This window comes from Variovorax sp. Soil_C_19 (assembly GCF_057657255.1).
Genome location: NZ_JBDGIV010000003.1, coordinates 380,953 through 400,524, shown reverse-complemented (window position 1 = coordinate 400,524; position 19,572 = coordinate 380,953). Strand labels below are relative to the sequence as shown.

17 protein-coding genes are annotated in these 19,572 nt (G+C 69.3%); 4 read left to right on the top strand and 13 right to left on the bottom strand.

Annotated features, from left to right (window positions below):
• The first annotated feature begins 46 nt into the window (after nucleotides 1-46).
• From AC3A6R_RS09300 to AC3A6R_RS09285, 4 genes are read left to right on the top strand one after another with little or no spacing between them, the layout of a single operon-like run.
• On the top strand, nucleotides 47-1,090 hold the full coding sequence (locus AC3A6R_RS09300) for a taurine ABC transporter substrate-binding protein (RefSeq protein ID WP_487864323.1): 1,044 nt from the start codon (nucleotides 47-49) through the stop codon (nucleotides 1,088-1,090).
• A gap of 4 nt (nucleotides 1,091-1,094) precedes the next feature.
• Nucleotides 1,095-1,931 carry an ABC transporter ATP-binding protein gene (locus tag AC3A6R_RS09295; protein ID WP_487864322.1) on the top strand — a complete coding sequence of 279 codons (837 nt, stop codon included), beginning with the start codon at nucleotides 1,095-1,097 and terminating at the stop codon, nucleotides 1,929-1,931.
• Nucleotides 1,928-2,743, top strand: a complete 816-nt coding sequence (locus AC3A6R_RS09290; protein ID WP_487864321.1) for an ABC transporter permease — start codon at nucleotides 1,928-1,930, stop codon at nucleotides 2,741-2,743. The genes AC3A6R_RS09295 and AC3A6R_RS09290 overlap by 4 nt, the downstream gene beginning before the upstream one ends.
• A 7-nt stretch (nucleotides 2,744-2,750) precedes the next feature.
• A complete protein-coding gene (locus AC3A6R_RS09285; protein ID WP_487862248.1) occupies nucleotides 2,751-3,992 on the top strand; it encodes a pyridoxal phosphate-dependent decarboxylase family protein in 1,242 nt (413 codons plus the stop codon).
• An 11-nt stretch (nucleotides 3,993-4,003) separates the two neighbouring features.
• On the opposite strand, the gene AC3A6R_RS09280 is transcribed toward AC3A6R_RS09285, so the two are convergent.
• The 13 genes from AC3A6R_RS09280 to gspI all read right to left on the bottom strand — a co-directional run bounded on the left by AC3A6R_RS09280 (nucleotide 4,004) and on the right by gspI (nucleotide 19,528).
• Nucleotides 4,004-6,250, bottom strand: a complete 2,247-nt coding sequence (locus AC3A6R_RS09280; RefSeq protein WP_487864320.1) for a phosphocholine-specific phospholipase C — start codon at nucleotides 6,248-6,250, stop codon at nucleotides 4,004-4,006.
• A gap of 14 nt (nucleotides 6,251-6,264) precedes the next feature.
• Nucleotides 6,265-8,475 (bottom strand): phosphocholine-specific phospholipase C, encoded by a 2,211-nt coding sequence (locus AC3A6R_RS09275; protein ID WP_487864384.1) that lies wholly within the window; start codon nucleotides 8,473-8,475, stop codon nucleotides 6,265-6,267.
• Between the two features lie 50 nt (nucleotides 8,476-8,525).
• A complete protein-coding gene (locus AC3A6R_RS09270) occupies nucleotides 8,526-8,717 on the bottom strand; it encodes a hypothetical protein (protein ID WP_487862246.1) in 192 nt (63 codons plus the stop codon).
• Between the two features lie 160 nt (nucleotides 8,718-8,877).
• Entirely contained in the window at nucleotides 8,878-9,777 is a 900-nt protein-coding gene (locus tag AC3A6R_RS09265; RefSeq protein WP_487864319.1) for a 5'-nucleotidase, read from the bottom strand.
• A 4-nt stretch (nucleotides 9,778-9,781) separates the two neighbouring features.
• The gene (gene gspF / locus AC3A6R_RS09260) at nucleotides 9,782-11,020 is read right to left on the bottom strand and encodes a type II secretion system inner membrane protein GspF (RefSeq protein WP_487862244.1); all 1,239 of its coding nucleotides are present in this window, start codon (nucleotides 11,018-11,020) and stop codon (nucleotides 9,782-9,784) included.
• Nucleotides 11,021-11,042: 22 nt separating this feature from the next.
• Entirely contained in the window at nucleotides 11,043-12,434 is a 1,392-nt protein-coding gene (locus AC3A6R_RS09255) for a GspE/PulE family protein (RefSeq protein ID WP_487864318.1), read from the bottom strand.
• Nucleotides 12,435-12,448: 14 nt separating this feature from the next.
• Nucleotides 12,449-14,758 carry a type II secretion system secretin GspD gene (gene gspD, locus AC3A6R_RS09250; protein ID WP_487864317.1) on the bottom strand — a complete coding sequence of 770 codons (2,310 nt, stop codon included), beginning with the start codon at nucleotides 14,756-14,758 and terminating at the stop codon, nucleotides 12,449-12,451.
• Between the two features lie 2 nt (nucleotides 14,759-14,760).
• Entirely contained in the window at nucleotides 14,761-15,561 is an 801-nt protein-coding gene (gene gspN, locus AC3A6R_RS09245) for a type II secretion system protein N (protein WP_487864316.1), read from the bottom strand.
• Nucleotides 15,562-15,584: 23 nt separating this feature from the next.
• Nucleotides 15,585-16,118 (bottom strand): type II secretion system protein M, encoded by a 534-nt coding sequence (locus tag AC3A6R_RS09240; protein ID WP_487862240.1) that lies wholly within the window; start codon nucleotides 16,116-16,118, stop codon nucleotides 15,585-15,587.
• Entirely contained in the window at nucleotides 16,115-17,326 is a 1,212-nt protein-coding gene (gene gspL, locus AC3A6R_RS09235) for a type II secretion system protein GspL (protein WP_487864315.1), read from the bottom strand. Before gspL ends, AC3A6R_RS09240 begins: the two co-directional genes overlap by 4 nt.
• Before the next feature lie 131 nt (nucleotides 17,327-17,457).
• Complete coding sequence (gspK, locus tag AC3A6R_RS09230) at nucleotides 17,458-18,459, bottom strand: type II secretion system minor pseudopilin GspK (RefSeq protein ID WP_487864314.1); 1,002 nt, start codon at nucleotides 18,457-18,459, stop codon at nucleotides 17,458-17,460.
• Complete coding sequence (locus tag AC3A6R_RS09225; protein WP_487864313.1) at nucleotides 18,456-19,151, bottom strand: PulJ/GspJ family protein; 696 nt, start codon at nucleotides 19,149-19,151, stop codon at nucleotides 18,456-18,458. Before AC3A6R_RS09225 ends, gspK begins: the two co-directional genes overlap by 4 nt.
• Nucleotides 19,151-19,528, bottom strand: a complete 378-nt coding sequence (gspI, locus tag AC3A6R_RS09220) for a type II secretion system minor pseudopilin GspI (RefSeq protein WP_487864312.1) — start codon at nucleotides 19,526-19,528, stop codon at nucleotides 19,151-19,153. The genes AC3A6R_RS09225 and gspI overlap by 1 nt, the downstream gene beginning before the upstream one ends.
• Between the last annotated feature and the right edge of the window lie 44 nt (nucleotides 19,529-19,572).

Below are 19,572 nucleotides of genomic sequence, written 5' to 3'. Positions count from 1 at the left end.
GGTGTGCGGGGCGCCAGTTCCTTGTTTGTTCAGGAAAGGCCGTCGCATGAAGCTGAATCTCTCCCGCCGCGAGTTCCATCTGGCGAGCGCCCACATGCTCGTCGCGTCGTCCGCCGGCGCGCTGTTGATGGGGGCTTCGGCGCCGGCCGCCGCGCAGGCGCGCGCGGTCCGGCTCGGCACCTTCGGCGCCATCGACGCGCAGAACTACATCCGTGCGAAGAACCTGGTGGCCAAGACCTTCGGCGCAGGCGTGAGTGCCGATTTCGTCATCGTGCGCGCCGGCTCCGAGGTGATCTCGGCGATGGCCGGCGGCAGCCTCGACATGTGCAACATCGGCTCGAGCCCCATGATGGTCGGCTACGCCAACGGGCTGAAGGCCTCGATGGTCTACGTCTACAAGAACATCGTCGACAGCGAATGCCTGGTGGTGCAGGGCCAATCGGGCATCGCCACGGTGGCGGGCCTCAAGGGCAAGAAGGTCGGCCTGCCGTTCAACACCTCGGTGCACTTCGCGGCGGTGGCCGCGCTCAAGACCGCCGGCCTGGGCCTTTCGGACGTACAGCTCATCAACATGCGCGCCGACCAGATCGCCTCGGCCTGGCAGCGCCGCGAGATCGATGCCAGCTACATCTGGGTGCCGGTGGTGCCGCGGCTCACCGACGACGGCGGCAAGATCATCTTCAAGACCGGCGACCTCAACAAGCAGGGCCTGGTGATCTTCGACGGCCTGCTGGTGCGCGACGAGTTCAAGCAGAAGTCGCCCGACCTGGTGCTGGCCTTCCTCAAGGACTACGAGCAGATCGCGCGCACCTTCAAGCAGGAGCCGAAGGAAGTGGTCGAGACGATGACCAAGTTCCTCAACGTCGACGAGGCCACGGTGATGCGCTCGCTCAACACCTTCTACCCGGTGCCCGCGCGCGAGCAGCTGACGAGCCAGTGGATGGGCAAGCCCGGCGAGAAGGACACGGGCGTGCTCAAGACACTGCAGACGCAGGCGCAGTTCCTGTTCGAGGCGGGCCAGATCACGGCGATGCCGAAGGACCTGAGCGGGCTCGTCGATGCGAGCTTCGTCGCGAAGATGGCCGCCTGAGGCCATGGGAGCGGCACACACAGGAACGGCGCAGCCGGCGCCGGCCGCCGGCGCGCCCAAGGTTCGCTTCGAGGACATTTCCAAGCGCTTCGGCGAAGGGCCCGATGCGGTGCAGGCGCTGGAGCCGATCACGCTCGACATCGCGCAGGGCGCCTTCACCTGCCTGCTCGGCCCCTCGGGCTGCGGCAAGAGCACGCTGCTGAACATCGTCGCGGGCTTCGAGCAGCCCACGGCCGGCCGCGTGCTGATGGACGGCCTGCCGGTGCGCGGCCCCGACCCGCGCCGCGGCGTGGTGTTTCAGCAGGGCGCGCTCTTCACCTGGATGCGGGTGATCGACAACGTGGCCTTCGGCCCGCTCGCCACCGGCAAACCGGCGGCCGAGGCCACGCGCATCGCGTCGCACTACCTCGAGATGGTCGGACTCACCGGCTTTGCGAAGCGCTACCCGTACGAGCTTTCGGGCGGCATGCAGCAGCGCGTCGGCATTGCGCGCGCGCTCGCCAATTCGCCCGAGATCCTGCTGATGGACGAGCCCTTCGCGGCGCTCGACGCGCAGACGCGCGAGCTGCTGCAGGAGGAGATCAAGCGCATCTGGCAGGAGACGCGCAAGACCGTGCTGTGGATCACGCACAGCATCGACGAGGCGCTGTTCCTCGCGACCGAGGTGGTCGTGATGTCGGCGCGGCCCGGGCGCATCAAGGCGACGTTTCATCCCACCTTTGCGCAGAGCGACGACCCGGCGGTGGTGGCGAGCGCCGAGTTCGCGCGCACGAAGGCCGAGATTTTCGGGCTGCTGCGCGAAGAGGCGCTGGCGGCGCAGCACCAGGAGGCGCAGCGATGAGCGGTGCATCCAACGCCCGCTCGGGCGCGCGCGGGCGCTCGCGCTGGATCAATCTGGGCTCGTTCGCCGTGCTGCTGGCGCTCTGGCTGCTGCTCACCGTGCCGCTGGTGGGCGACAAGCCCTTCGTCGCGCCGCTCTTCCTGCCGTCGCCGATGGCGGTGTGGCAGACCTTCTGGCAGCTGATGGAGAACGGCTACCAGGGCAAGACGCTCGCGCACCACCTGGGCATCAGCCTGTTCCGCTTCGGCGTGGCGTTTGGGCTCACCGTGCTGGTCGCGGTGCCGCTGGGCCTGTGGATGGGCATGAACGAAACGGTCAAGGCCGTGCTCGATCCGCCGATCGAGATCACGCGGCCGATGCCCAAGCTCGCGCTGCTGCCGCTTCTGATCATCTGGTTCGGCATCGGCGAAGTGTCGAAGATCGTGATCATCGTGCTCGCGCTGCTCCCGATCCTGTCGATCAGCGCGATGCAGGCGGTGCGCGCGGTGGGCCGTCGCAAGGTGCAGGCCGCGATGGCGCTCGGCGCGTCGCGCGCCATGATCTTCCGGCGTGTGATCTTCCCGGCGAGCCTGCCGGGCATCTTCACCGGCATCCGCGTGAGCATCGGCCTGGGCGTGACGATGCTGGTGGGCGCCGAGATGATCGCCACCAACGCGGGCATCGCGTACATGGCGATGTCGGCCTCCGACTTCCTGCTCACCAATGTCGTGATCGTCGGCGCGCTGATCATGGCGGTGCTCGGCTACCTGCTCGACCTGCTGGCGCGGGCGCTCGAAAACAAGGTCGTCCACTGGGGCGGCAAGGAAGGATGACTCACTCATGGCAATGACACTCCCGGCCAGCGGCACGCCCTGGCCCGAACTGCAGCGGCAGCTCAAGGAAGCCGGCGAAGGCGACGTGGACTGGCGCCGCGGCCGCGTGCCGATGTTCATCCACTACGCGGGCGAAGACGTGCTCGACGTGGCAAAGCAGGCCTACCTGATGTACTTCTCCGAGAACGGACTCGGGCCGCGCGCGTTCGCGAGCCTCGCGAAGTTCGAGCGCGAAGTCGTGGAGATGGGCCTGGGCCTGCTGCACGGCGGCCCCGAGGCGCGCGGCGCCATGACCACGGGCGGCACCGAGAGCATCTTCCTGGCGGTGAAGTGCGCGCGCGACCGCGCGCTGGCACGGCGGCCCGGCATGGGGCGGCCGCAGATCGTCATGCCGCACAGTGCGCACCCGGCCTTCGACAAGGCCGCGTACTTTCTCGGGCTCACGCCGGTGCGCACGCCGCTCGCGGCCGATTTTCGCGCCGACCCGGCGGCGATGCGCGCGGCGGTCACGCCCGACACCGCGATGGTCGTCGGCTCGGCGCCCGCGTTCCCGCACGGCGTGGTTGACCCCATTTCCGAGATTGCAGCGCTGGCGCGCGAACACGGCACCTGGATGCATGTCGATGCCTGCGTGGGCGGCTACTTTGCGCCGTTTGCGCGCGCGCTCGGCGCGGACGTTCCCGACTTCGACTTCGCGGTCGAGGGCGTGACCTCGATCTCGGCCGACCTGCACAAGTACGGCTACACCGCCAAGGGCGCGTCGACGCTGTTCTTCGCGGACCCCGATGCGTTCGCGCTGATGGGCTACTACTTCGACGACTGGCCGCGCGGCCAGTACTTCACGCACACGCTGGTGGGCACGCGCGCGGGCGGCGCCATCGCCGCGGCATGGGCGGTGATGAACTACCTGGGCCACGAAGGCTACCTGCGCGTGACCGAGCGCGTGCTCGCCACGCGGCGCGCGATGCAGCAGGGCCTCGACGCACTCGGCCTGCCCACGCTGGGCCGGCCCCAGCTGTCGATCTTCGCCTTCGGTTCGCCCACGCGCGACATGGGCGCGATCGGCCACGGGCTCGGCGAGCGCGGCTGGACCGTGGGCTACGTGCAGCAGCCCGCGGGCATCCACCACATGCTCAACCTCACGCACGAGCCCGTCGTCGGGCAGTACCTGGCCGACGTGGCCGCGGTGCTGCGGGACCCGGCGACGCTGGCGAACGGGAATGCGCCCGAGGTGAAGGCGCAATACTGAGGTTGTGAAGTTCAGCGTTCGCCCAGGCCCATGGCCGGGTCGCTGACCGAATGCCGGCCGGTCTCGACGCGGCCCGCGAAACGGCGCGCCCAGGACGCGTCGGCATCGCACGTCACGACGAAGTCATACCAGGCGCCGCTCGAAGCCAGGTCCCAGTGCTGCTCGGCCTTGCCGCCGGGCTGCACCGTCGTGGTCCACGGGCCGTCCTCGCGGTAGGCCTTGGCGCGCGCCGTGAACCTGCAGGCCCTCGCGCCCGTGTTGCGCATCTCGAGGTACACGTTGCCGTTGGCGATGTCGTAGCACACGCGCACCTCGGGGCTCGACGCATCGGCGACGCGCAAGCTGCCGAGGTCGCCCTTGAAGTGGCGGTGAAAGCCGTTGGGGCCGAGCAGCCAGAGGTCGTAGAAGCCGCTGTTGTCGCGGCCCGCCGTCCACACATCGTCGAGCGTCTTGCCGGCCTCGAGCATGTAGCGGCGCGGGAGCCGGTCGAGGTTGAGCTTGTCGTACACGTGGAACACCGCGGCCGCAGTGCCGGTGTTCGCCATCAGCAACTGCAGCGTGCCGTCGAGCGGCGCCACGCGCGCGCTGGCGTGCAGCTCGTACGGCAGCGCGCGCGAAGGCCGCGTGCCGCTGGCCTGGCGCGGCAACTGCGGGTCGAGCGGCAGCGGCACGTGGTCCAGCTTCTCCTGGTTGACGCGGATCTGGTCGGCCTCGGTGCGGCTGACGCGGCCAGCCAGCGCGGGCAGCGGCTCGTCGTTGGGGGTGGCGAAGTTGAAGGCGCTCGTGAGGTCGCCGCACACCGCGCGGCGGAACGCGCTGATGTTCGGCTCCTGCACGCCGAAGCGCGCCTCGATGAAGCGCAGCACCGAGGTGTGGTCGAAGGCCTGCGAATTGACCCAGCCGCCGCGGCTCCAGGGCGAGATCACGTACATCGGCACGCGCGGGCCGGGGCCGTACACGCGGCCGTCGGGTGTGGGCTGCTTGGTGCTGCCGATCGGCGCGGGCTGGGTGAAGTACTCGGGGAGCAGTGCGCTGTCGGACAGCGTGGTCTTGCCCGCGGGCGTGCCGTCGGGATTGATCGAGGGCGGCGACGGCGAGGGCACGTGGTCGAAGTAGCCGTCGTTCTCATCGAAATTGACGATCAGCACGGTCTTGCTCCAGACCTCGGGCACGGCGGTGAGCGCGTCCAGCACCTCCTGCACGAACCAGGCGCCCTGCACCGGGCTCGACGGCCCGGGGTGCTCGCAGTAGATCGACGGCGCGCTCATCCAGGCGACCTGCGGCAGCGTGCCTTCGCGCACGTCGCGTCGAAAGGCGTCGAGGTAGTCCTCGGGGCGGGTGCCCGGCAGCGTGTTCGCGATGCCCTTGTACAACGGGCTCCTGGCGTCGTCGGTGGTGCGGTCGTAGGCCTTGTAGGGCAGCGGCTGGCCGGTGTTCGCGTAGGGCTTGTTGGGTTCGCCGCCGCTCGACACCGGATAGCCCGAGTCGACGTTGGCCTGGCGGAACTGCCGGAAAGCGCCGAGCATGTTGTCGCCCCATTCGTCGGGCATGTTCTGGTAGCTGATCCAGCGCACGCCCGCTTCCTCGAGGCGCTCGGCATAGGTCTTCCAGGTGTAGCCCACGTTGGGCGAGTCGGGCAGGCCGCTGATCCAATCCCACTCGTTGGTCACGAAGGCGGTGTTGGAGGCGGTCGGTCCGTTGGTGCCGGTCAGGTGAAAGGCCCGGTTCGCATCGGTGCCGGTGTGCATGCTGCAGTGGTAGGCATCGCAGAGCGTGAAGGCGTTCGCCAGCGCGAACTGGAACGGCACCTCGGCTTGCTTGTGGTAGCCCATCGACTGGCTGGTCTTGTAGCGCGCCCATTGGTGCATGCGCCCGCCGTCCCAGGCGTCCTGGCTGTCGGCCCAGTCGTGCGGCGTGCCGCCGTCGCGCTGGGCATTGCCTTTGGAACTGTCGAGGTGGTAGGGCAACACGGTGTTGCCGGTGGCATCGCTCTGCTGCCAGACGTTCATGCCCTTGGGCAGCGGAATGGTGAAGCGGTCGCCGAAGCCGCGAACGCCCATGAGCGTGCCGAAGTAGTGGTCGAACGAACGGTTCTCCTGCATCAAGATGACGATGTGCTCGACGTCGTTGAGGGTGCCCGTCTTGTTGTTGGCGGGGATGGCGAGCGCGCGGCGGATGCTCGGGGGAAAGGCCGAGAGCGCGAGCGCAGCGGCACCGGTGGCGGCGCTGTCGGTGAGGAACTTGCGGCGGGTGGTCATGTCGGTCGCGCGCCTCACAGGTCGCCCATGCCCATGGCCGGGTCGCTGACCGTGTGGCGGCCGGTTTCCACGCGACCCGCGAACCGGCGCTGCCAGCCGGGATCGGTATCGCATGTCACGACGAAGTCGTACCAGGCGCCGCTCGACGCCAGATCCCAGTGCAGCTCGGCCTTGCTGCCGCCTTGCACCGTGGCCGTCCACGGACCATCGTCGCGGTAGGCCTTGGCGCGCACCGTGAACTTTGCGGGGCTGCCGCCGCCGTTCAGCATCTCGAGGTACACGTTGCCGTTCGCGATGTCGTAGCACACACGCACTTCGGGCGCCGCGGCGCCGCCGGCGCGCACGCGGCCCAGGTCGCCTTGAAAGTGGCGATGGAAGCCGTTGGGCCCGAGCACCCAGAGGTCGTAGAAGCCGCTGTCGTCGGCCATCGCGTTCCACGCCTCGTCGAGTGTCTTGCCGGGCTCGACCATGAAGCGGCGCGGCAGGCGGTCGAGGTGCAGCTTGTCGTAGACGTGGAACACGGCAGCGGCGGTGCCGGTGTTGGCGAACACCAGCCGCACCGTGCCGGCGACCACGTCGCTGCGCGCACTGGTGTGCAGCTCGTAGGGGAGTGCCCGCGAAGGCCTTGTGCCGCTCGCCTGGCGCGGGCGTTGCGGGTCGAGCGGCAGCGGCACCTGAGCGAGCTTTTCCTGGTCGCTGCGCAACTGGTCGGCCGCGTTGCGCGTGGTGCGGCCGGCGAGCGCGGGCAGCGGCTCGTCGTTCGGGTTGGCGAAGTTGAAGGCGCTCGTGAGATCGCCGCACACCGCGCGACGGAACGCGCTGATGTTCGGCTCCTGCACGCCGAAGCGCGCCTCGATGAAGCGCAGCACCGAGGTGTGGTCGAAGGCCTGCGAATTGACCCAGCCGCCGCGGCTCCAGGGCGAGATCACGTACATCGGCACACGCGGGCCGGGGCCGTACACGCGGCCGTCGGGCGCGGGCTGGCTGCTGGTGCCCGGCGGCTTCGGATGGTTGAAGTACTCGGGCGCAAGCACCTCGATCGGCAGCGTGGTCTTGCCCGCGGGCGTGCCGTCGGGGTTGATCGAGGGCGCGGCCGGCGAGGGGTAGTGGTCGAAGTAGCCGTCGTTCTCGTCGAAGTTGATCAACAGCACCGTCTTGCTCCACACCTCGGGCACGGCGGTGAGCGCGTCGAGCGTTTCCTGTATGTACCAGGCGCCCTGCACCGGGCTCGACGGTCCCGGGTGCTCGGAGTAGGTGGCGGGCGCGATGAGCCACGAGACCTGCGGCAGCTTGCCGCCTTTGATGTCCTGACGGAACTGTTCGAGGAAGCCGCCGTCGCCCATGGTGTTGGCAATGCCCTTGTAGAGCGGATTGCTGGCGTCGTCGCTGGCCGGGTCGTACACCGGCGAGGCAATGCTCGAACTGTTGCTGACGGGCTTGCCCGAAGCCTCGTTGGCCAGGCGGTATTGCTTGAAGCCCGCGAGCGGGTTGTCGCCGAAGTTCTCGGGCATGTTCTGGTAGACGATCCAGCTGACCTTGGCCTCCTGCAGGCGTTCGGGGTAGGTCTTCCATTCGTAGCCCGTGGCCGAGCTGTCGATCGAGTCCCACTCGTTGTTCACCGTGGCCACGCCCGCGCCCGTGGGGCCGTTGGTGCCGGTCCAGTGGAACATGCGGTTCGAGTTGGTGCCGGTGTGCATGCTGCAGTGGTAGGCGTCGCACAGCGTGAAGGCATTGGCCAGTGCGAACTGGAACGGCAGTTCCGCCTCCCGGAGGTATCCCATCGATTGCGTGAAAGGCGCCGTGTCGGTTTTCTTGTACTTGACCCACTCGTGCATGCGTCCGCCGGCCCATGCATCCTGGCCGTCGCTCCAGCTGTGCGGCGTACCGGTCACGCGCTGGGCATTGCCCTTCGAATCGTCGAGGTGATAGGGCAGCACTTCCTTGCCTGCATCGTCGAGCTGCTGCCAGACGCCGCGCCCTTCGGGCAGCGGAATGGTGAAGCGGTCGCCGAAGCCGCGCACGCCCATGAGCGTGCCGAAGTACTGGTCGAACGAGCGGTTCTCCTGCATGAGGATGACGATGTGCTCGACGTCCTTGAGAGTGCCGGTCTTGTTGCTGGCGGGAATGGCGAGGGCGCGGCGGATGCTCGGGGGAAAGGCCGAGAGCGCGAGCGCGGCGGCACCGGTGGTGGCGGTGCCGGTCAGGAATTTGCGGCGAGAAGGCATGGTCATCGGGGTGCGTCCTGGGCGTTGTTCTTGATCGATTCCAGGCGCACTCAAGGGGCGCAGCGCATCACCGGCTCGGGCGTGGCCGGCGGAGTGGGCGTGGGTTCCGGATTACCCACCACGGGCAGGCCGCCGAAGAAGCCGCCGCCGCCGCCGTTGCCGCCACCACAGGCGCACAGCAGGCAGGCCAGGAAGAGCGCCGGAACGAGGCGCGGCAAATGAAGTGGGCGTGGACGCTGCATGGGGTTCCTTTGGCTCGTGTCGGTTCGCACAAAAAAAAGCGCCCGCGCAAGGACGTTGCGCGGACAGCGTCAAAGACTAGGGCGAAGCCATGACGTCACGGTGAATCGGCCGTGACAAAGCCAGCGCGGGCGCAGGCCGGCGCGTTCGGGGGCAGCCCCCTTACTTTTCGTTGCTGATGCCGCTGGAGACGTGGCCCGCGGGCACGTGGCGTGCCGCGGCATCGACGTGGCCGGTCTGGTCGTCGAAGAAGAAGTCGGGCTCGAACTCGCGCAGGAACTCGCCCTTCGGCAGGCCGCCGAGGAACATCGCTTCGTCGACGCGGATGTTCCAGTTCATGAGCGTGCGGATTGCGCGCTCGTGCGCGGGGGCGCTGCGCGCGGTGACGAGCGCGGTGCGGATGCGCATCTGTGCATTGCCGGCCATCTGCAGGCGGTGCAGCGCCATGAGCAGCGGCTTGAACGGCCCTTCGGGCAGCGGCAGGTCGGCCTTGCTGAGTTCATGCGCCTGGAAGGCGTCGAGGCCTTCGGACTGGAACACGCGCTCGGCTTCGTCGGAGAACAGCACGGCGTCCCCGTCGAAGGCGATGCGCACTTCGTTGGGCCAGGCATCGCTGGCCTTGACCGATTCGACCAGCACCCGCGCGGCCGGAAAGCCCGCGCCGAGCGCCTCGCGCACGTCCTGCGCATTGACCGACAGGAACAGGTGCGCGCGCAGCGGCCGCAGGTAGCCGAAAGGCGGGCGGCCTTGGGTGAACACGCCGCGCTGCAGCTTGATCTCGGCCGCCGCGCTGGAGCGGAAGATGCGCATGCCCGAGACCGGGTCGTTGCGCGACAGGATCACGACCTCGACGCGCTGGACACCGTCGTCGTTGAAGCGCAGCAGCTTGCGGATCAGCGAGTACGCGATGCCGGGTGCGGCCGGCACGTCGAGCCGCTCGAGCTGCAGCTTCATGTAGCCCGTGTCGTCGCCCGATTCGAAAACCAGGTTTTCTTCTTCGAGGTTGAACAGGGCGCGCGAGGAGATCGCGACCACGAGCTTGTCTTCGAGGGTGACGGGCATGGCGCTACTTGACGAACTGGTTGAGCTGGATGATAGGCAGCATCACCGCGAGCACGATCAGCATGACCACGCCACCCATCGCCACGATCAGCAGCGGCTCGAGGATGGTGGCCAGGTGCATGGCGCGGCGCTGCACCTCGGCACCGAGCTGGTTGGCGGCGCGCTGCAGCATCAGGGGCAGCGTGCCGGTCTGTTCGCCGAGCCGCGCGAACATCGAGACCAGGCCGGGGAAGCGCTTCTTTTGCGCCAGGGCCGACGCGAGCGGTGCGCCTTCGCGCACCAGCACCAGCGCGTCGAGCGCATCGGCGCGCATGGCGCGGTTGCTCAGCGTTTCGGCGGCGGCCTGCAGCGCGCGCAGGATCGGCACCCCCGCGGTCGCGAGCATGGCGAGTGTGCTGGCGAAGCGCGCGGCGTTGTAGCCGCGGGCGAGCTTGCCGACCAGCGGCAGGTTGAGCCACGCCGCATCGAACTTCAGACGAAAGGCTTCCTGCGCCAAGGCGATGCGCACGGCGATGGTGGCCAGCACCACGCCGCCGAGCATCCACCATCCGTAGCTGCGCACGGCGGCGCTCAGCGAGAGCATCACGGTGGTGAGAAAAGGCAATGAGCGCTTGGTGCCCGCGAACACCTGCGCCACCTGCGGCACCACATAGCTCACGAGAAAGATCACGATCACGATCGCCACCAGCGTGACGATGGCCGGATAGAGCGCCGCGCCGACGAGCTTCTGCTGCAGCGCTTGCCGTTCCTCGAGGTCGTCGGCAAGCCGGTCGAGCACGAGGCCGAGATTGCCGCTCTGCTCGCCCGCGCCGATCACGGCCGTGTAGATGGGCGAGAACTCGCGCGGGTGCGCGGACAGGGCGCGTGCGAACGGGGAACCCGCATTGACCTCGGCGCGCAGCGATGCGACGAGGTTCCGCTGCGGCTCGGTCTCGGCTTCGTCGGTGAGCGCGGTCAGCGCGCGTTCGAGCGGGAGGCCCGAGGAGACGAGGCCAGCGAGCTGGCGCGTCCAGACCGCGAGGCCGGTGGAATTGAAGACGCGCTTGCCGCCGCCGAGCCAGCGCCCGAGGCCGCTAGGCCGGCCATTGGCATCGAGCGCCTCGCCGCCGACCGGCTTGACCGACAGCGGGATGAGCGACTGCGCGCGCAGCATGCTGCGCGCACTGCGCGCGGTGTCGGCCTCGAGCACGCCTTCGCGCGATTGGCCGGCGGCATCGATGGCTTCGAAGGAATAGGCCGGCATGGCAGGGGCGCGATGGCGGCGGTTATTCGCGCGTCACGCGCAGCAGCTCGGCGCGCGAGGTGATGCCGGTCTCGACCAGCCGCTCGCCGTCGTCGCGCATCGAGCGCAGCCCGCCGCGCGTGCCGGCCTCGAAGAGCTGGCTCTCGGCGGCCTTGCCGTGGATGAGCGCCTGCACTTCGTCGTTGGCCACGAGCAGCTCGAAGATGCCGGTGCGGCCCTGGTAGCCGGTCTGGCCGCAGACGTCGCAGCCGGCGCCCGCGCAGGCGGTGCAGACCTTGCGCACGAGGCGCTGCGCGAGCACGCCGAGCAGCGACGAGCTCAACAGGAACGGCTCCACGCCCATGTCGGTCAGGCGCGTGACGGCGCTGACCGAATCGTTGGTGTGCAGTGTCGCGAGCACGAGGTGGCCGGTGAGCGAGGCCTGGATCGCGATCTGCGCCGTCTCGAAGTCGCGGATCTCGCCGATCATGATCACGTCGGGGTCCTGCCGCAGGATCGCGCGCAGGGCCTTGGCGAAGGTGAGTTCGATCTTGGCGTTGATCTGCGTCTGGCCCACGCCCGGCAGTTCGTATTCGATCGGGTCTTCGACCGTCATGATGTTGCTGCGGCCGGCGTCGAGCCGCGCCAGCGCCGCGTACAGCGTGGTGGTCTTGCCCGAGCCCGTGGGGCCGGTGACGAGGATGATGCCGTGCGGCTGCGCAATGAGCCGCTCGAAGCGATCGAGCGTGTCGCCCTGCATGCCGACCGATTCGAGCGTGAGCTTGGATTCGGTCTTGTCGAGCAGCCGCAGCACCGCGCGTTCGCCGTGCGCGCTCGGCAGCGTGGAGACGCGCACGTCGACCGCGCGCGTGCCGATGCGCAGCGAGATGCGGCCGTCCTGCGGCAGCCGCTTCTCGGAGATGTCGAGGTCGGCCATGATCTTCAGGCGCGAGATCAGCGCCGCGTGCAGCGCGCGGTTGGGCTGCACCACCTCGCGCAGTGTGCCGTCGATGCGAAAGCGCACGGACGAGGTGCGCTCGTACGGCTCGATGTGGATGTCGCTCGCGCCGTCGCGCGCGGCCTGCGTGAGCAGCGCGTTGAGCATGCGGATGATCGGCGCGTCGCCCGCGCTCTCGAGCAGGTCTTCGACCGCGGGCAGCTCCTGCATCATGCGCGAGAGATCGGCGTCGCTCTGCACTTCGCTCACCACCGCGGCGGCGCTCGATTCGCCCTGCGCGTAGGCCGCGCTGATGCGCTGCGCGAGCGGGCCGGGGTCGAGCACCTCGAAGGCATGCACGCCGTACTTGCGCGTGACCTCGCCGAGCGCGCTGCGCGAAGGCAGGCGCGACATCCAGAGCGTGTAGCGGCCGTCGTCGGTTTCCTCGAGCAGCAATTGCTGGCTGCGGGCGAACGCGTAGGGCAGGGGATGGCGCATGGCGGTGGTCGGCTTCAGGGCAGTTCGCGCGCGGTGCTCGGATCGGCCGTGGGCGGCAGTGCGCCGCGCAGCGGGCTGGGGCGCAGGGTGCGGGTGTCTGACGGCGGGGCGGGCGGGGGAATGAGCTGCGTGCCCATGATGCGGTCGCTGCGGTTGCCGCTCTCGCTCTGGCGAGCCGCCGCGCGCGGCAGCGCCGCCTCGGGCAGCACGGGCGCGGCGTCGACGCCGCGCAGCATGATGTTGTCGGTGCTGGGCTGGGCGCGCTGTTGCATGCCGCGGATCTCGTCGTAGCGGTCGTAGGCGAAGGCTTCGCTCGATGCGCCATCGCGCATGACCACCGGCCGCAGGAACATCATGAGGTTGCTCTTGACGCGCGAACGAACCTCGTTCTTGAACAGGTTGCCGAACACCGGGATGTCGCCTGCCAACGGCACCTTCTCGATCGTGTTTCTGTAGTCGTCCGACAGCAGTCCGCCGAGCATGATGAGGCCGCCGTCTTCGACCAGCACGCTCGATTCGATCGCGCGCTTGTTGGTGGTGGGGCCGTTGGGGTTGTTGATGGTGTTCCCGGCGACGGTGGAGATCTCCTGGAAGATGGTCATCTTCACGGTGCCGTTCTCGTTGATCGTCGGGCGCACGCGCAGCGTGAGGCCCACGTCCTTGCGCTCGACCGTGGTGAACGGGTTGATGCCCACCGAGCCCGAGGTGCTTGCGTACTGGCCCGTGACGAAGGGCACGTTCTGGCCGATGACGATCTTGGCCTCTTCGTTGTCGAGCGTGAGCAGGTTGGGCGTCGAGAGCACGTTGGCGTCGCCGTCGCTGTTGAAGAAGTTCGCGATCGCGCCGAGGATGTACTGCCCGCCGATCTTGCCGGCGATGCCGAGGTTCAAACCCGACGACGGCCGGATGTTGGCCACATCGCGTGTGGCCAGCGCCTGCGTGAGCGCGAGGATGTTGGCGCTCGCGAGGCTCGAATTGGTGCCGATGACCGCGTTGTTGCCGAGCGCGCTCTGCCACTGCACGCCGAAGTTGGCGGCCTTGTCGGCGCTCACCTCGACGATCAGCGCCTCGATCATGACCTGCGCGCGCCGGCCGTCGAGCTTGTCGATCACCGCGCGCATCTGCCGGTACTGCGGCTCGGGCGCGGTGATGATCAGCGAGTTGGTCGACGGGTCGGCCTGGATCTGGCCGCCGGTCGAGGGTTGGTTGGCATTGTTGAGCGGCGCGTTGGCGGCCGGCGAACCGCTCTGGCCATTGAGGCCGACCGACATGGACATGGCCTGCGGCATGTTCGCCTGCGCCTGCGGTGTGCTCGCGGCCCCGCCGGCAGCGCCCGGGGCGCCGGGCATGCCGGGCATCTGGTTGGCGGCCATGGCTGCACGCAGCGTGGCCGCGAGGCGCACCGCGTCGGCATTCTTCAGGTAGACCACGTAGATGTTGCCGGCCGCGCCGTTGCTGCTTTCGGCCGGCGGGCGGTCGAGCTTCTCGACCAGCGTGCGCACCAGCGCTGCGCGCGCGGGATTGGCCGCGCGCAGGATCAGCGCATTGCTGCGCGGATCGGCCATGAGCGTGGTGCGGAACGACGCATCGGCCGCACCCGGTGCCGCGGTGCCCGGCGCGCCCGAGCCGCCGCCCTCGATCAGCCGCGTGATCAGCGGCAGCATATCGGTGGCGATCGAATGCTTGAGCTGAATCACCTCGATGTCGGAGGCGTTCGGCACGTCGAGCGCCGCAATGATGCGAGCGAGCCGCCGCATGTTGCCTGCGTAGTCGGTGATCACGAGCGAGTTGTTGCCCGGGTTCACGTTGATCGTGTTGTTGGGCGGAATCAGCGGCCGCAGCACAGGCAGCAGGCTGTTGGCCGATTCGTAGTTGAGCCTGAAGATCTGCGTGACGATCTGGCTGTCGGCCACCGAGGCGCCGGGCGTTGCGGTGCTGACGCTCTGGGTCTGCAGCTTGGCGTCGGCCTCGGGCACCACCTTGTAGAGCCCTTCGGCCTCCACGATCGCGAAGCCCTGCAGGCGCAGCGCCGAGGCGAACTGGTTGAACGCCGCCGCCGGTGCGATGGCGCGGTCGGTGACGAGGTTCATCGTGCCCTTGACGCGCGGGTCGACCACCACGTCGCGGCCCGTGACCACCGCCATGGTGCGCGCCACGGCCTCGATGTCGGCGTTCGCGAAATTGAGCGTGATGGGTTCGCCGCGCCGCGGCGCGCCGCCGGTCGCCTGCGCGAAGGCGGGCGGCACGGCCTGCACGAGGGTGGCAGCGATCAGCATCTGCGCGGCGAGTGCAACGATGCCGAGCGTGGTCGGAGGCTTCTTCATGGTCAACCCAGGGTGATGATCGAACGCGCGTTGTCGCGGCGTCCGATGATGTTCAACAAATTGGAGAGCGCGTCTTCGCGCCCCGCAGCAGCGCTCGCTTCGCCGTTGAAGCGGAAGGCCGTGCCGTTCCAGCTGCCGCTGCCGTTGAGCTGCAGGCTGCCTTCGCGCGTGTTCAGCAGCAGCGTGGGCCGGTTGCCGCCCTCGAGCGTGATCCGGTAGCTGCCCATCGGCTTGAGGGTAGACAGGCTTGATGAAACGTCGGTGGCATCGAGCGTGGCCTGGCCGGCAATGCGCAGCACCGGCCCGTCCCACTGCATGGCGAGCCCGCGCGTGGAGAGGTCGAGCGTGCCTTCGAGCCTGAGCGTGTTCCACGGTGCGCCGAGCCCGGTCAGAAGGCTCGCGGGCCAGCGCGAGCTGCCGTCGCCCCATTGGAGCTGCAGGCCGTTGGTGCGCGGGCTGGCCCTGAGCTGCAGCGGCCGGGCGGCGCAGCAGGGCAGGTCGAGCGCGGCGGACAGGCCGCCCCAGCCCGGGCGCATGCGCCAGTTGAGCAGGCCGGGCAACGAGACCGCTTCGGCGCCGCCCGCGCCACTTGCGAGCACCACGGCCGCGGTGCCGTTCCAGACCGTGCCACGTGCATTGACCAGCAGCAGACGGCCTTGGCTCCAGTTCGACAGCCCCGCGGCGAGCCAGCGTGCGGGCGCGAACAGCACGAGCGCGACCAGCGCGCCGATCACGAGGCCGAGCAGGGCCCAGCGCCAGCCGCGTCGCGGCGCCGGTTCAGAAAGTGGAGAGCGCTTCAGCATGTGATGGGTTCACCAAGCCTGGCTCATCGGGCGGCGGGCAGCGCCATCACGAAGGTGCCTTCCCAGCGCACGGCCGGAGTCGCGGGTTCGTTCTTGCCGGCGGCCGGCGGCGCGGCGGCAGCGCGCGTGAGATGGGCTTCGCGCGGCACCGCATGGGCATTGCCACGCGCCTGCGTGAGCCACTGCGCGACAGCATCGGCGGGTGCGGCGCGCAGCGTGATCGTGGCTGCCCCGTCGCCGCTCGCGGTCATGAGCTGGGCATTGCCGCCGAGGCTCTGGCGCACGGAGGTTTCGAGCGCGCGCAGCGCGTCGTCGCGCGTGAGGCGCGGCTGAGCCTGCAGTGCCTTGGCACGCGCCTGCAAGCTCGCCATCTGTTGCAGCTGTGCGTCGAGCTTCGCGTGCTCGGTGCGCGCTGCCGCCAAGGTGCGCAGCGCGGGGGCCAGGGCGATCCACCACAGCAGCGCCAGCGCGACGAGCGCAGCCGCGATGGCCACCATGCGCCGCTCGCGCTGTTCGAGTGCGGCCCACCGCGCGCGGAGTTGTTCGCTGGCGTTCATCGCGTCCCCTCGGCCTGCACCAGCAGGAGATCGCCTTCGGCGCGCACGCTGTAGCCGCGTGGGCCCAGGGTGCCCGACAGGCGCGTGAGTTCGGACGGCTGCAGCGCCAGACCGCGCAGGCGCAGCTGGCCGGCACTGAAGTCGATGGCGGTGGGAATGCGGCCCGGCGGCAGGTTGCCCGCGAGCGCGCCGATCATCGGTTCGAGATCGCTGCCGGCGACGTCGCCCACGGCCTGCTGCAGCGCCGCGACCTCGCGCGCCATCTGCAACGGTGCGTCGACCACGAGTTTCACGGACGGGAAGGTCTGGGTCAGCATGGTGTTCACGGCCTGGCGCTTGGCGTCGAGCGCCTGCCGCTCCTTCCAGGCCCAGGCGTTGAGGCCGATCAACTGGACCAGCAGCAGCGCAGCGGCGCCCCAGCGCGCGGCGCGAAATTCGGGCGCGTGGCGCAGCGTCTGGAGCACCGACGCGAACTTCTTGCCGGCGCGTGCGCGGCCGGTGGCGGCGAGATCGAACTGCGCGAGCTCCCAAGGCGATCGCGCAGCCTGGAGCCAGCGCTGCGGCGCCTGCACGATCGGCAGCCGGCGCTCGAGCAGATGCTCGGCAGCTTCTGCGACGGCGGGCTCGGCGGTGATCACGGCCGTGTCGAGCGGGACGGTGCCCGAGAGCGCGAGGCCGGCGCCCGCGAGCGGCAGCGAGACCACGCCGTCAGCGTCGCACACGGTGAGCATCGGTGCGTCGGCTTCGCCGGTGACCTGCAGCAGCGGCGGGGCATCGAGCGGCTGCGGCGTGAATTCGGGAACGATGCGCACCACGCGCCGGCCTGCGGATTCGAGGCCCTGCACGAGCGTGCGCAGCCAGATGCGGTTGCAGGCCACGACCCAGACCGGCACGCCGGCCTTGGCCTCGGGCTCGAGCGCGAAGTGCAGGGCTTCGGGTTCATCGAGCAGGCGCTCTTCGAGCAGGCCGTCGAGCACCGCGCGCAGTTTGGATGCGCTTCCCATGCTGCCCTTGGGCAGCGTGACGCGATGCCACGAAAGCGCTGCGGCGGGAACGCCGAGCGTGACTTCGGCGCCGGCAGGCAGCAGCGCGCGCAGGGCGCGGCCATGGTCGCGCAATGCGATGCCGTCATCGCCCGCCTGGGCCCAGTCGTACTCGCCCGCGGCATCCGCCGGGGCGAGGGGGGCAATGAGCAGCAGCGGTGTCATTTCGAATTCGGAAGGGCGGGTGATTGTAGGGTCGGGCGTCCTGAAAGCGCTATTTTTTCGATAGCTAGTAACCCAGGTGCGGCGCGCGTTGGAAGATTAATGAATGCAAGAGAATCGATGAAAAACCCGCCTCAGGTTCTGGCCGGCGGCGTCGCGGCAAGGCCGGCACCGCGGTGGCGCCAAATGGTCTTGACGGTGATGCCGTCGCGCTGCAGAAGCGAACGCTCGTCGACCCAGGTGCGGTCGATGCGCAGCCGGCCGTAGACCTCGAAGAACTGGGTGCTCACGCTGTGCTGGGCGGCATTGAACTGCGAACCACCATTCGGCAGCGCGCGGTTGGCATCGGTGATCTGCCGAAAGAACGCGAGTGTGCGCTTCTCGACCACCTGGCGCGCGTCGCTGATGCTCAGCGACGGCAGGCTGGCGCTGATGGCCTCGGCACTCGCGGTGTTGATGTTGAGCGGCGTGCGCACCGGCAGCACGGTGACGTAGGGCTCTAGCGCGGCCACTGTCGAGGGCGAAAGGCCGAGCCATACGAGCTGCGACATTTCCTGCGGCATCAACGGTGCCGCGCCGCCGCCGGCACCGTCGCCTGCCGCATCGGCGGCGGTGGCCATCGTGCGCAGCAGCGAGGCAGTCATTGCGCTGAGTTCGGAGGCCGGCAGGCCGAGGATGTTGAACAGTTTGGTGAAGGTCGCGACGCTGGCCGGCACCGGCTTGTTGCCGTCGACCAGCGACAGGATGTTGAGCTTGGACTGCGCATCGACGATGCGGCCCGAAAGAAAGGCGTCGGGCAGTCCTTCGAGGTTGTCGCTTGCCACGTTCTTCTCGGCCGACAGAAAGCTCGTGAGCCGCGCCTCGGCGAGGGGCACGGCCCAGGGCTCGGCCAGGTGATCGGGGCCGCCAGTCATGCCGTCTTCGCGCAGGATGAGGCGCGACCAGTCGAGCGCGCCGACCAGCACCCATGCGGCTTGCACGCGGCCACGCTCGGCGGCCTCGACCTCGGAGGCGCGCCATTGCTGCCACAGCGCCGCGGCCGAGAAGGTCGCGACGAGCATCACGGTGAGCATGGCCGCGAGCAGTGCGGCGCCACGCTGCTGGCGAGGGCGCGCGAGCCTGGGCGATGTGCTCATGACCTTGGCGCTCCCACGGTGGGCTTGACCCAGTCGCGCGTGAGCATGCCCGCGAGCCCGTCGCCCGGCGAGAGGTTGAGCACCAGGCGCACGCCGTCCGGCATGTTCACCGTGGCGCGAAGCGGATTGGCAGGGTTGGATGGGGTGGGTGGAGCGGTTGGGAGCTCGCCGGCGGGCGCCCAGACGTTCTCGCGAAAGTAGTAGAGCTGCCAGCTGTCGACTGGCATGAGCGCAACCTCGCCGCCGGCCGCCCCGCCGCCGTCCTGCGCCCACGAGCCCGCCATGTTCCAGGCCTGCTGCCACTCACCCCGCGTGGAGAAGGGCGGCGATTGCCAGCGTCGCCAGCGCGTGCCGTCGGCGCCGCTGCGCAGCGTCCAGGCCACCACGAGCACTGTGGGAGCGGCCTCGTCGCCGCCGCGACGCGTGAGCCGGAGCACGCGGCCGTTCCAGTCGATGGGGCGCGTCTGCGCGAGCGCGGTGACCGCGTCGAGGTCGGCGCTCCATTGCGCCAGCGTGGTCTGCAGCGTGAGCACCGCATCGGCACGCTGCTGGTTCAGGGTGGTGGCGCGCGACATGCCGTCGAGCCCGCGCCAGCTCACGAGCGCCAGCAGCGCCATGACCGCGATGGCCACCAGCAGTTCGATCAGCGTGAAGCCGCAAGGGCCTTGTCGGCGCGCGAAACGGTCGGACATCAGAAGCGGCCCACCACGGTCGAGACGCGCAGCACTGGCGCATCGGCCTCGTCGCGCACCTGCACGTCGACGCGCCGGAAGTTCGGATTGAGCGTGGCGATGGTGGCGGTGGTGACGTTGAACGAGACGCCGGCCTGCACGCAGATCGAACCCGAATCGCCCACTGGCGGCATCTGCCGCGCGAGCCGCACCTTGGCGAGTTCGTTCTCGGCACAGATGTCGGCCAGCAGCAGGTCGGATTGGCGCTGGGCATTGCGCGTGAGCGACATCGTGGCCTGTGAACCCGCCGCGAGCGCAAGCGCGACGATGCCGAGTGCGATCAACACTTCGATCAGCGTGAATCCGCAACAGTGGCGGGCGCGCCGCGCGGGGGTCAATGGTGCACCCTTGGCGCTGCGCGCCTTCCCGCCAGGCGGGAGCG

What these genes read in the sequence shown, in the direction of transcription:
- AC3A6R_RS09300 (WP_487864323.1), top strand. Translation starts at nt 47, where the DNA reads ATGAAGCTGAATCTCTCCCGCCGCGAGTTCCATCTGGCGAGCGCCCAC.
- AC3A6R_RS09295 (WP_487864322.1), top strand. Translation starts at nt 1,095, where the DNA reads ATGGGAGCGGCACACACAGGAACGGCGCAGCCGGCGCCGGCCGCCGGC.
- AC3A6R_RS09290 (WP_487864321.1), top strand. Translation starts at nt 1,928, where the DNA reads ATGAGCGGTGCATCCAACGCCCGCTCGGGCGCGCGCGGGCGCTCGCGC.
- AC3A6R_RS09285 (WP_487862248.1), top strand. Translation starts at nt 2,751, where the DNA reads ATGGCAATGACACTCCCGGCCAGCGGCACGCCCTGGCCCGAACTGCAG.
- AC3A6R_RS09280 (WP_487864320.1), bottom strand. Translation starts at nt 6,250, where the DNA reads ATGACCACCCGCCGCAAGTTCCTCACCGACAGCGCCGCCACCGGTGCC.
- AC3A6R_RS09275 (WP_487864384.1), bottom strand. Translation starts at nt 8,475, where the DNA reads ATGCCTTCTCGCCGCAAATTCCTGACCGGCACCGCCACCACCGGTGCC.
- AC3A6R_RS09270 (WP_487862246.1), bottom strand. Translation starts at nt 8,717, where the DNA reads ATGCAGCGTCCACGCCCACTTCATTTGCCGCGCCTCGTTCCGGCGCTC.
- AC3A6R_RS09265 (WP_487864319.1), bottom strand. Translation starts at nt 9,777, where the DNA reads ATGCCCGTCACCCTCGAAGACAAGCTCGTGGTCGCGATCTCCTCGCGC.
- gspF (WP_487862244.1), bottom strand. Translation starts at nt 11,020, where the DNA reads ATGCCGGCCTATTCCTTCGAAGCCATCGATGCCGCCGGCCAATCGCGC.
- AC3A6R_RS09255 (WP_487864318.1), bottom strand. Translation starts at nt 12,434, where the DNA reads ATGCGCCATCCCCTGCCCTACGCGTTCGCCCGCAGCCAGCAATTGCTG.
- gspD (WP_487864317.1), bottom strand. Translation starts at nt 14,758, where the DNA reads ATGAAGAAGCCTCCGACCACGCTCGGCATCGTTGCACTCGCCGCGCAG.
- gspN (WP_487864316.1), bottom strand. Translation starts at nt 15,561, where the DNA reads ATGCTGAAGCGCTCTCCACTTTCTGAACCGGCGCCGCGACGCGGCTGG.
- AC3A6R_RS09240 (WP_487862240.1), bottom strand. Translation starts at nt 16,118, where the DNA reads ATGAACGCCAGCGAACAACTCCGCGCGCGGTGGGCCGCACTCGAACAG.
- gspL (WP_487864315.1), bottom strand. Translation starts at nt 17,326, where the DNA reads ATGACACCGCTGCTGCTCATTGCCCCCCTCGCCCCGGCGGATGCCGCG.
- gspK (WP_487864314.1), bottom strand. Translation starts at nt 18,459, where the DNA reads ATGAGCACATCGCCCAGGCTCGCGCGCCCTCGCCAGCAGCGTGGCGCC.
- AC3A6R_RS09225 (WP_487864313.1), bottom strand. Translation starts at nt 19,151, where the DNA reads ATGTCCGACCGTTTCGCGCGCCGACAAGGCCCTTGCGGCTTCACGCTG.